Raw genomic sequence first — 11,140 nt, 5'->3', positions numbered from 1 at the left:
AGCTGTTTCACGCTCCGACCGGATCGGGCCTGTCACCCACGTTCGCGCATCGAGATCCGGACCAGAGCCGTATCCATCGACCAGACAGCAAGCAAGTACTAAGCAAGGCTAACAACATAGCGAGCGGTCTCCCGATTCCCGCTCACAGTGATTTATTCCAGTGATGCCCGTCACACCGCGCGCATCACGACCGGGGCCCGCCGCAGCGGGCGAGGTCAGGCCGTGGCCGATTCCTTTTTCAGGACAATGGTTTCGGGCTCGGCCGGGGCCTTCGCGGCTTCGCGCCCGACCAGGTAGCGGCCGATGGTCACGCCGATCATGGCCGGAACGAAGATCAGCAGGACGATGAACGACGCGCCGGAGGTGATCTCGAACAGCAGGCCGTTGTCACCGAGGTCGAACTTCGGGAGGTAGTCCAGCAGCCAGGCAGCCAGGCCGCTGCCGAGACCGCCCGCGGCGCCCGCCTTCAGCCAGCGCATGGTGAGGTCCGCACCGCGTTCCGGATCCGAATTGGCTCGACGATCGGCGCGGCCGTCGAGAACGCCCCAGGTGACGACTGCCGCGAGCAGCACGATCAGGCTCAGGATCCGCATCCAGGACCCGCCGGTCGGCCAGTACACCATGGCGAATCCGAGCAGGGTTCGCAGCACAATGGTCAGCGCCCCCAGAGCTACGGCACGCATCACCCACGCATTCATGTCGATCACCTTAACCTGCGCGGCCCCCTGGCCGAATTGAAACTCGTTCTAGAACCTTAGCCGACTCCGGCCGGGGTCAGGGTGAGCGCACCGGGGATCGCGGCGAACGCCTCGCGCAGGTCCGCGGACAATGTTGCGGCGTCGGCGAATTCGGGACGGGCGGCCCAGGTGTCGAGTGCGCAGTGGAAGGCGGCGACCAAGATATCGAGCGCGAGCCGGGGACGGGGATCGGCGGCGATGTCGAGAGCGAAGCGCTCCTGCAGGATTCGCAGTGCGTCGCGCGTGGTGCGATCACAGAACTCGAGGTTGTGGGCGGTCATGGCGGGGGTCGAATCGGTGAGGCGGTAGCTGCGCCGGGCGCGCTCGGCCCAGCCGTCGGACGGCATCCGTTCCACCACGGCGAGCAGGGCATCCTGCCCCATGCCCAGCAGCGTGCCGCCGCCCGGACGTTCGGCGAGTTCCACGAGGAAGGCCGCCCACAGATCCTGCAGCGGCGCCATGGCCACGTCTTCCTTGCTGGTGAAGTTGCGGAAGAACGTGCGCTTGGAGATCTCGACGGCCTCGCAGAGCTCGTCGAGGGTCGTGGCGCCGAATCCGCGTTCGGCGAACGACTCGAGCGCGGCATCGATCAATGCCTGCCTGGTCCGCAGCTTCTTGCGTTCGCGCAGCGGCAGCCGGTCGGTCGCACTGTCAGCCATGGGATCGAGCGTAGCGGATCGCCGCCATCAAGCGGCTTTCGCGCCTTGACAGCTTTTGCCACTCAGTGGCACATTAACCGCCATGCGTGCACTCGTTGTCGACCATTCCTCTCCTTCCGGTCTGCGGATGGACCAGGTTCCCGATCCGCAACCGGCCCCGAATCAGGCCTTGATCCAGGTCACCGCCACCTCGCTCAATCACGGCGAGATCGTCTCCCTGCTGGCCGCCGCACCCGACGGCATGGTGCCGGGCTGGGATGCGGCCGGGATCGTGGTGCAGGCCGCCGCCGACGGCTCGGGCCCGGCGGCGGGCACGCCGGTGGTGACGCTCGCTCCCGAGGGGGCGTGGGCGGAATTGCGCGCGGTCGACACCGATCTGATCGGCATCGTTCCCGACACCGCGGATCTCGGTGCGGCGAGCACGATTCCGGTGGCGGGCGCGTCCGCACTGCGCGGATTGCACCGGCTCGGGCCGATCCTGGGCCGGCGGGTACTGGTGACCGGCGCGACCGGCGGCGTGGGCCGCTACGCGATTCAGCTCGCGCGCCTGGGCGGCGCACACGTCATTGCCGCCACCGGCGATCCCGCCGCGCACGGTGCGCGCCTGCGGGAACTCGGCGCGGCCGAGGTCATCGCCGATCCCGCGGAAGTGCGATCACCCGTCGACGGCGTGCTGGATCTGGTCGGCGGCCGCCAGCTGGTCGACGCCTATCGGAACCTGTCCGAAGGCGGGACGCTGGTCGCGGTCGGCCACGCGGCGGGACAGGACGAAATCTTCCCCTACGGGGCGCTTTTCGGCGATCAGGGCCGCCACGATCGCTCGATGGTCACGTTCTTCCTGCTGTCGTGCGCGAATCTCGCGCCGGATCTGAGCTGGCTGGCGCGACAGGTCGCGGCGGGTGCGCTGGACCCGAATATCTCCTGGCGCGGCGACTGGGCGGGGATCGCCGAGGCGGCCGAGGCGCTGCGGACCCGTCGCCTGCACGGCAAGGCGGTGCTCGAGGTGCGGTGATGCCGGGCCGCGGCAGCGCACGCGGTAGAAATGCATGGTGAGTATCGATGCCGTCGCGTTGTTGCAGGATCCGGTTCGCCGGCGGCTCTACGACTATGTGGCCGCGGCGGATCACGAGGTCAGCCGGGACGAGGCGGCGGAGGCGGCCGAGATCAAGCGGCCGCTGGCGGCGTTTCACCTCGACAAGTTGACCGAGGCCGGGTTGCTCGACGCCGTGTTCCGCCGCCCCGAGGGTAAGACCGGACCCGGGTCGGGGCGGCCCGCCAAGTTCTATCGGCGGGCGGATGCGGAGTTCACGGTCAGCCTGCCCGCCCGGGACTACCGGACCGTTGCCGCGGTGCTCGCCGAGGCGGTGGAGCATGCCGGGTTCGAGGAGGCGGTCGCGAAAGCGGCTGCCGCGCACGGTCCCTCGCTGGATGGGCGGGAGCTGCTGGAGGCGCTGCGTGAGCGCGGGTACGAGCCGTTCGAGGACGGTGCGGTGATTCGCTTGCGCAACTGCCCTTTTCACCGGCTCGCGGTGGACTTCCCGCCGCTGGTGTGCGGGATGAATCTGGCCCTGCTCGAGCGCCCGGCGGCGGAGGCCGGATGGACGGCCCGGATGGATCCGGCGCCGGGACGGTGTTGCGTGAGCTTTTCTAAAACAAGCGACGATTAGTTATAGTCCGGTCATGCATCTCGCAGAGCTCAATATCGGCCGCTTGGTCGCACCGCAGGGCGATCCGCGGGTCGCCGACTTCTTCGACGCCCTCGATCGGATCAACAAACTCGCCGACACCTCCCCCGGCTTCGTCTGGCGACTGGTCGACGGCGAGTCCGACAATGCCGTCTCCCTGCGCCCGGACGGCTGGGACGACGACATGCTCATCAATCTGAGCGTGTGGGAATCGCGCGAGGCGCTGTTCGACTACGTCTACCGCAGCGAGCACCTGGAATTCATGCGCCGCCGCCGCGAATGGTTCCTGCCGCTGGGCGTGCCGCCGGTCGCGCTGTGGTGGATTCCGGTGGGGCACATACCGACTCTCGGCGAGGCCGTCGAGCATCTCGAGCATCTGCGCGAGCACGGGCCCACGCCGTATGCGTTCACATTCCGGAACGCGTTCGAACCCGAGCGGGCCGCATCAGCCTGCCCCGGTCATTCCTGAAGCGCCGCAGCCATTTCCGCGCGGGGCGCGGGCTTGCCGGTGAACTGCTCGACCTGCCCGTAGGCCTGGTTCAGCAGCATCTCCAAACCGCTGACGACGGTGTGCCCGGCGCGAATGACGGCCTCCGCCAACGGCGTCGGCCACGGGTTGTAGATGGCGTCCAGCACCACCGGCGCCGCGGCCACCGCATCCGCCACGGGCGCGGCGCCGGCGGCGGGCACGGTGCTGACCGCGACATCGACATCGGAGCAGACGAATCCGAGGCCGTCCGGATCGAAATCGATCACTTCGGCCGACATGCCCAGGCGCTCGGCGAGTTCCAGGGTGTCGGCCGCGCGGCCCTTGTCGCGGGCCACGATGGTGACGGTGTGCGCGCCCAATTCGGCCAGGGCCAGCAGCGCCGGACGGGCGGTGCCGCCCGCGCCGAGCACCACGGCGCGCTCGATCTCCTCGACGCCGACACCCTGCAGCGCACCGCGCACGCCGTCGACATCGGTGCAGTCCGCGCGCCACCCGGATGCGGTGCGCACCAAGGTGTTCGCCGACCCCACCAGCTCGGCCCGGTCGGTGCGCTCACCCGCGTACTCGAGCGCGGCGACCTTGCCGGGCATGGTCACCGACAGCCCGACCCATTCGGGCCCGAGCTCGTCGACCAGGCCCGGCAGCTGCTCGCCGGTGCACTCGATGCGCTCATAGGTCCAGTTCAGCCCCAGCGCACGGTAGGCCGCCAGGTGCAGTTGCGGCGACCGCGAATGCGCGATCGGGCTGCCCAGCACGGCGGCCTTGCGAACCGCACCGGCCGCCGCGCGCGCCTCACCGGCCACTGTCGAGAATTCCACTCTGCATTGCCTTCTGGATATTGCGCAGGTGCTCGTTGTAGTCGTCGGTGAACAGCGTGGTGCCCTGCTGGTCGATGGTCACGAAGTACAGCCAGTTGCCGGGCTCCGGTTTCTCCATGGCGCGCAAGGCTTCCAGGGAGGGCGCGGAGATGGGAGTGGCGGGCAGACCGGCCATGGCGTAGGTGTTCCACGGGGTCTTGGTCGCCCGGTCGGCGTCGGTGGTGGCGACCTCGGTCTTGTCCAGGGTGTAGTTGACCGTGGAGTCGAACTGCAGCGGCTGGTCGACGGCCAAGCGGTTCACGATGACCCGCGCCACCTTGGACATGTCATTGGGCAGCGCTTCGCGTTCCACCAGGGATGCCGCGATCAGCGTCTCGTAGGGGGTCAGCCCGTTGGACGCGCCGGATTGCAGCAGCCCGGTCGATTCGTAGCTGGCCGCGCTCTCGGTGACCAACTGCTTCAGGATCTGCTCGGGGCTTCCGCTGGGATCGAAATCCAGGGTGCCCGCCCGGATCAGCCCTTCGAGCTGGCGGCTGCGATCGGGCACCGAACGGACGCGTTCCATGGCCCACGACGGCACGCCGAGCGCGGCCGGATCGGAATTGGTGCCCGCGGCCTCGAGCTGCTCGTAGGTCACGCACTTGGCGGCGCTGCCGGTGCCGACACAGCTGGCGTCGGCGATCTTGCGGTAGATGCCGTCCTTGCGCGCCCCGGTGTGCACATCGGTGGAGTCGTGCAACTGGCGGCCCTCGGAGATCACCACATTGCCGACGCGAGAACTCTTGCCCACCAAGGCCGTCACCGCGTCGGCGGCCGGGCTGTGGCTGGCGATGGCGTAGTACCCGGGCTGCACCGAGTTCATATTGGAATTGCGCACCGCCGCCTCGTAGAAGGCGGCGCTGCTGGCGACGACGCCCTTGTCGTACATGGCTTCGGCGATCTGGGTGGCGGTGTCACCGGACTTCACCTGCACGACGGTGAGCGGCCCGGCCGACCCGGCGGCGAAATCCTCGGCCGGGCTGAGCCGGTTCATGAACTTCCATGCCACGAAGCCCACGCCGGCGGCGAGCAGCAGGGCGAACACGACCGCGACGACCCACAGATTGCGGCGGCGCCGTTTGCGCTCGGCCGCTTTGCGCGAGGCGACCCGGGACCGCTTCGCGCGCGATCCCCCGGATCGTCCGCCCGAGGCCCGGGATCCGGCGCGCGGCGCGGCGGGGCGACGGCCACCGGCGGCCCGCTGCGGTGCGGGGCGGCGGCGCGGCTCGGGCTCGAGCGGCGGTTCGTCGTCCTCGTCCTCGTAGCGCGGGATGACGGTGGTGTCGTCCTCGTAATCGTCCGCGTCCGCCCAGTCCAGATCATCCCGGCGGTAGCGGCGCTCCGCATTCTGCCGGTAGCGTTCCTCGGCTCGCGTCCAGCGGTCGGTCATGCATCATCCCCGCGGGGCTTCAAAAGTGCACTCCGTTCGTCCAACCAGCCTTGCAGGATCGATACGGCGGCCGCCTGATCGATGACCTGCCGCTGCCCACGCGCACGAACTCCACTGTCCCGCAACGCGCGTGCAGCAGACACCGTAGTCAAACGTTCGTCGGAAAGTCGCACCGGGACCGGCTCGATCAAGGTCCGCAAACGCCTTGCGAAGGTGGCCGCCAGCTTAGCCGAAGAGCCGCTTTCGCCGCGTAAGGTGCGCGGCAGGCCGACGATCACTTCGACGGCTTCGTATTCGCGCACGATATCGGCGATCCTTGCCAGGTCGGGTGCGAGGGCGCCGGGCGCGACCTTCTTCGCGCGCGGCACGGTCTCCACGGGAGTGGCGAGAATACCGTCCGGATCGCTACTCGCGACACCGATTCGCACAGTGCCGACATCGACGCCAATGCGCCGTCCGCGGCCGGGATCGTCCGCCTGCGACGGGCGGTCCGCTATGAACCGCCCGTCCGTTTCGACCGGTGTCCGGGCGCCCTCGAAAATCTCGGAGGCGCCCGGTGTGTCCGAAGAGTCGGAACCGTGCATCACCCGGCGAGCTCGGCCACCCGCGCCCGCAAGGCCGCCAGTCCGGCCTCGATGCCGGCCGGGTTGGAGCCCGCGCCCTGCGCCATCTCCGGCTTGCCGCCACCGCGGCCCTCGATGCTCGGACCGAAGGACTGCACCAGGTCACCGGCCTTGACGCCGAGATCCTGCGCCGCCTTGGTGACCGCGACGACGAAGGGCACCTTGCCGTCGGCATTGCCGAGCAGCGCCACAATGGCGGGCTCGGAACCCAGGCGGCCCTTGATGTCGGCCACCAGGGTGCGCAGATCGCCCGCGCCCACGCCCTGCGGCGCGGCGGCGGCCACCAACAGCACCTTGCCGACCCGCTGCGCCTGCTCGACGAAGGCGCCCGCACTCGACAGCACGGCCGCCATCTTGGTGCGCTCGAGTTCCTTCTCGGCGACCTTGAGGCGCTCGACGAGCTGCTCGACGCGTCCCGGAACCTCTTCCGAGGGCACCTTCAGCGAGGAGGCGATACCAGCCAGCAGCGCACGCTCCTTGGCCAGGTACTTGTAGGAGTCCAAGCCCACGAAGGCCTCGACGCGGCGGATGCCGGAGCCGACCGAGGATTCGCCGAGCACGGTGATGGGTCCGATTTGCGACGAGTGGCCCACATGGGTACCGCCGCACAGCTCCATGGAGAACGGTCCGCCGATCTCCACCACGCGCACCTCGTCGCCGTAGTTCTCGCCGAACAGCGCCAGCGCGCCCATCTTCTTGGCGCTCGGCAGATCGGTGACGAAGGTGTTGACCGCGAAGTCGTCGGCCACCGCGTCATTGGACACGGCCTCGATATCGGCCTTCTGCTGCTCGGACAGCGCGCCCTGCCAGTTGAAGTCGAAGCGCAGGTAGCCCGGCTTGTTGAGCGAGCCGGCCTGAACGGCGTTGGGGCCCAGCACCTGTCGCAGCGCGGCGTGCACCATGTGGGTGCCGGAGTGGCCCTGGGTGGCGCCGCGCCGCCACGCCGGATCGACGCTCGCGAGGACGGTGTCGCCCTCGGTGACCTGACCGGCCTCGACCGTGGTCTTGTGCACCCACAGCTTCTTGGCGATCTTCTGCACATCGTTGACGCGCAGCTTCAGGCCGTGCGAAGAGGAGATGGCGCCGCGGTCGGCGATCTGGCCGCCGGACTCGGCGTACAGCGGCGAGCGGTCCAGGATGACCTCGACATCGGATCCGGCCGCGGCCACCGGCACTCGCACGCCGTCCTTGATGAGGGCGAGAACGGTTGCCTCGGTGGACAGTTCGTCGAAACCGGTGAACTCGGTGGCGCCGCGGTCGACCAGTTCCTTGTAGACGGTGAGATCCGCGTGCGCGTGCTTGCGGGCCTGGGCGTCGTCCTTGGCGCGCTGGCGCTGCTCGGCCATGAGCGAGCGGAAGCCCGCCTCGTCGACCTCGAGCCCGGCCTCGGCCGCCATCTCCAGGGTGAGATCGATGGGGAAGCCGTAGGTGTCGTGCAGCGTGAACGCGTCGGTGCCGCTGATCTTCTTGGAGCCCTGGGCCTTCGCCTCGTCGACGGTCTCGTCGAAGAGCTTGGTGCCGGTGGACAGGGTCTTGAGGAAGGCGGTCTCCTCACCGACGGCGACATTCTCGATGCGCTTGAAGTCGGTGGCGAGCTCCGGGTAGGACGGCGCCATGAGGTCGCTGACGACCTTCATGAACGCGCCCATGACCGGCTTGTCCGCGCCCAGCAGGCGAGCCGAGCGCACGATGCGGCGCAGCAGGCGGCGCAGCACGTAGCCGCGGCCGTCATTGCCCGGGTTCACGCCGTCGGAGATGAGCATGGCCGCGGAACGGGCATGGTCGGCGATGACGCGGAAGCGCACGTCGTCGGTGTGCTCGACGCCGTAGGACTTGCCGGTCAGCTCCTCGGCCTTGTTGATGATGGGGCGCAGCAGATCGGTCTCGTAGACGTTCTCCACACCCTGCAGCAGCATGGCGACGCGCTCGACGCCCATACCGGTGTCGATGTTCTTCTTGGGCAGCGACCCGATCGGCGGGAAGCCCAGCTTGGGGCTGTCCTCACCGCGGATGTCCTGCATGAACACCAGGTTCCAGATCTCGAGGTAGCGGTCCTCGTCGGCGACCGGGCCGCCTTCCTTGCCGTAGGCCGGGCCACGGTCGAAGTAGATCTCCGAGCAGGGACCACCCGGGCCGGGCACACCCATGTCCCAGTAGTTGTCCTTGCCGTCGCGGAACTGGATGCGCTCCTTCGGGATCCCGGCGACGCGCTCCCAGATCTCGGCGGCCTCCGGATCGGACTCGTAGGCGGTCACCCAGATGCGCTCGGGATCGAAACCGTAGCCGCCCTCCTCCTGCGACTTGGTGATCAGGTCCCAGGCGAAGGTGATCGCGCCTTCCTTGAAGTAATCGCCGAAGGAGAAGTTGCCCGCCATCTGGAAGAAGGTGTTGTGCCGGGTGGTGACGCCGACCTCTTCGATATCACCGGTGCGCACGCACTTCTGCACGCTGGTAGCTCGCGAGTACGGCGGCGCTTCCTGTCCGAGGAAGTAAGGCTTGAACTGGACCATACCTGCGTTCACGAACAGCAGGTTGGGGTCGGGCAGGATCAGCGAGGCACTGGGTACCTCGGTATGTCCGGCACGGACGAAATGCTCCAGAAAGCGCCGTCGAATCTCGTGGGTCTGCACAGGTATCCAGCCTACCGGTCCCGGTCCAGCGAGTTTTCACCCACCACCGGGGCGTAGCTACCATCCCCCGAGTGACTGTGATCCCCGACCCGTCCCAGCGTTTCCCCCTGCCCCACGCCGAGCGCACGGTCTTCCTGAAACCGCACATCACCTCGGACAATATCGAGGTCGGCGACTACACCTACTTCGATGACCCGCAGGCCCCCACCGAGTTCGAGACGAACAATGTCCTCTACGCCTTCGGCCCCGAGAAACTGATCATCGGCAAATACTGCGCGATCGCCACCGGCACCCGCTTCATCATGGCCGGCGCCAACCACCCCACCGCCGGCGTCTCCACCTTCCCGTTCACCATCTTCGGCGGCGCCTGGGCCGAGCGGACCATGGACATCATCACGTCCATCCCCTCGAAGGGCGACACCGTCGTCGGCAATGACGTGTGGTTCGGCTACAACACGCTGATCATGCCCGGCGTCACCATCGGTGACGGGGCGATCATCGCCACCGGCGCGGTGGTCACCGCCGATGTCGCGCCCTACACCGTCGTCGGCGGCAATCCGGCCCAGCCGGTGAAACAGCGCTACTCCGACGAGGACGTCGACCGCCTGCTGCGCGCCGCCTGGTGGAACTGGCCGGTCGAACTGGTCACCGAGCACGTGCGCGCCATCATGGCGGGCACTCCCGCGGACATCGAGAAGATCGCCCGCGACAACGGGCTCATGACCGACTGACGAATTCGCCGCCGTCCGGGTATCTCCCGAGCGCTACCTGGCTCACACTGAGTGGATACAACGGGAGGGCGTTGTGCAGGTGCGCAATCCGTTCGCGATGGACGGCACGTTTCCGGATGTCGTGGTGACCGCGGTGGCCGCGTCGACGTCACTGGCCGGTGATGTCGACGGCACCTGGGGCGAACTGCTCGCCGGGCGGTCCGGCATCGAAGAGCTCACCGAGCCGTGGGTGCGGTCGTATGCGCTGCCGGTGCGGATCGGGGGCGCGCTGCGGGTGAAGCCCGAAACCCTGTTGAGCCGTGTGGAATTGCGGCGCTACGCGTATGTAGAGCAACTGGCGGTCGTGCTCGGCCGGCAGGTCTGGCGCAATGCGGGCAGTCCTGAGGTCGATACCGAACGGCTGGCGGTGGCCATCGGCACCGGTCAGGGCGGCGCGGATGCGGTGGTGCACGCCCGCGACGCCCTCACCGCCGGCGGCTACCGCAAGGTCTCGCCGCTGGCCGTGCAGATGATGATGCCCAACGGCCCATCCGCGGTCGTCGGCTTGGAACTGAAGGCACGCGCCGGGGTGATCACCCCGGTCTCCGCGTGTTCCTCGGGTTCGGAGGCCATTGCCAAGGCGTGGCAGATGATCGTCATGGGCGATGCCGACATGGTCGTCACCGGCGGCGTCGAGGGCTGCCTGGATCCGCTCATGATCGCGGCCTTCGCCATGATGCGGGCCATGAGCACCCGCAACGACGACCCGAAGGGCGCGTCGCGCCCGTTCGACACCGACCGCGACGGCTTCGTCTTCGGCGAGGCGGGCGCCCTCATGGTGGTCGAAACCGAACAGCACGCCCGCGCCCGCGGCGCCACCATCCTGGCCCGCCTGCTCGGCACCGGCATCACCTCCGACGGCTACCACCTCGTCGCCCCCGATCCGGAGGGCACCGGCGCGGCCCGCGCCATGACCAGAGCCATCCAGGTAGCGGGCCTCACCCCCGCCGACATCACCCACATCAACGCCCACGCGACCGCCACCTCGGTCGGCGATCTCGCCGAAGCGCGGGCCATCACCCAGGCCGTGGGCACCCACCCCGCCGTCTACGCCCCGAAGTCCGCCCTCGGCCACTCCATCGGCGCCGCAGGCGCTCTCGAAGCGGTCCTCACCGTGCTGGCCCTCCGCGATCAGGTCATCCCGCCCACCTTGAACCTCGAGAACCAGGACCCGGCAATCGATCTCGACATAGTCACCGCCGAACCCCGCCACACCCGAATCGACTACGCCCTCAACAATTCCTTCGGCTTCGGCGGCCACAATGTGGCCCTCGCCTTCGGCCGCGCCTGAATCGGGCC

General features: G+C 68.6%; 11 protein-coding genes. 5 read left to right on the top strand and 6 right to left on the bottom strand.

Annotation, left to right across the window (positions count from 1 at the left end; genetic code table 11):
* Positions 1-215: 215 nt before the first annotated feature.
* Together ACFVIV_RS35350 and ACFVIV_RS35345 are read right to left on the bottom strand one after the other, a co-directional pair.
* The gene (locus ACFVIV_RS35350; RefSeq protein ID WP_379204058.1) at positions 216-698 is read right to left on the bottom strand and encodes a B-4DMT family transporter; all 483 of its coding nucleotides are present in this window, start codon (positions 696-698) and stop codon (positions 216-218) included.
* 56 nt (positions 699-754) lie between these two features.
* Complete coding sequence (locus ACFVIV_RS35345; RefSeq protein WP_379204056.1) at positions 755-1,396, bottom strand: TetR/AcrR family transcriptional regulator; 642 nt, start codon at positions 1,394-1,396, stop codon at positions 755-757.
* 82 nt (positions 1,397-1,478) lie between these two features.
* Here ACFVIV_RS35345 and ACFVIV_RS35340 point away from each other — a divergent pair, with 82 nt between their 5' ends.
* From ACFVIV_RS35340 to ACFVIV_RS35330, 3 genes are read left to right on the top strand one after another with little or no spacing between them, the layout of a single operon-like run.
* Complete coding sequence (locus ACFVIV_RS35340) at positions 1,479-2,408, top strand: zinc-binding dehydrogenase (RefSeq protein ID WP_379204054.1); 930 nt, start codon at positions 1,479-1,481, stop codon at positions 2,406-2,408.
* Positions 2,409-2,442: 34 nt separating this feature from the next.
* A complete protein-coding gene (locus ACFVIV_RS35335; protein WP_379204052.1) occupies positions 2,443-3,063 on the top strand; it encodes a helix-turn-helix transcriptional regulator in 621 nt (206 codons plus the stop codon).
* Between the two features lie 13 nt (positions 3,064-3,076).
* A complete protein-coding gene (locus tag ACFVIV_RS35330) occupies positions 3,077-3,550 on the top strand; it encodes a DUF3291 domain-containing protein (protein ID WP_379204050.1) in 474 nt (157 codons plus the stop codon).
* Here the strand turns inward: ACFVIV_RS35330 and ACFVIV_RS35325 are convergent.
* From ACFVIV_RS35325 to alaS, 4 genes are read right to left on the bottom strand one after another with little or no spacing between them, the layout of a single operon-like run.
* Positions 3,541-4,389: a shikimate dehydrogenase gene (locus ACFVIV_RS35325; protein ID WP_379204048.1), complete on the bottom strand. Its 849-nt coding sequence runs from the start codon at positions 4,387-4,389 to the stop codon at positions 3,541-3,543. The genes ACFVIV_RS35330 and ACFVIV_RS35325 overlap by 10 nt on opposite strands.
* The gene (locus ACFVIV_RS35320; RefSeq protein WP_379204046.1) at positions 4,364-5,818 is read right to left on the bottom strand and encodes an endolytic transglycosylase MltG; all 1,455 of its coding nucleotides are present in this window, start codon (positions 5,816-5,818) and stop codon (positions 4,364-4,366) included. Before ACFVIV_RS35320 ends, ACFVIV_RS35325 begins: the two co-directional genes overlap by 26 nt.
* Positions 5,815-6,402, bottom strand: a complete 588-nt coding sequence (gene ruvX / locus ACFVIV_RS35315; RefSeq protein ID WP_379204044.1) for a Holliday junction resolvase RuvX — start codon at positions 6,400-6,402, stop codon at positions 5,815-5,817. Before ruvX ends, ACFVIV_RS35320 begins: the two co-directional genes overlap by 4 nt.
* Entirely contained in the window at positions 6,402-9,071 is a 2,670-nt protein-coding gene (alaS, locus tag ACFVIV_RS35310; protein ID WP_379204042.1) for an alanine--tRNA ligase, read from the bottom strand. The genes ruvX and alaS overlap by 1 nt, the downstream gene beginning before the upstream one ends.
* A 71-nt stretch (positions 9,072-9,142) precedes the next feature.
* Between alaS and ACFVIV_RS35305 the strand changes: the two genes are divergently transcribed.
* Together ACFVIV_RS35305 and ACFVIV_RS35300 are read left to right on the top strand one after the other, a co-directional pair.
* On the top strand, positions 9,143-9,802 hold the full coding sequence (locus ACFVIV_RS35305) for a CatB-related O-acetyltransferase (RefSeq protein WP_379204040.1): 660 nt from the start codon (positions 9,143-9,145) through the stop codon (positions 9,800-9,802).
* A 97-nt stretch (positions 9,803-9,899) separates the two neighbouring features.
* Positions 9,900-11,132, top strand: coding sequence for a KasA/KasB family beta-ketoacyl-ACP synthase (locus tag ACFVIV_RS35300; RefSeq protein WP_379204108.1), 1,233 nt, complete (start codon positions 9,900-9,902; stop codon positions 11,130-11,132).
* The last annotated feature ends 8 nt before the right edge of the window (positions 11,133-11,140 follow it).

Source organism: Nocardia sp. NPDC127526 (assembly GCF_042672265.1).
Lineage (GTDB): Bacteria > Actinomycetota > Actinomycetes > Mycobacteriales > Mycobacteriaceae > Nocardia.
This window is presented reverse-complemented; position numbering and strand designations above follow the sequence as displayed.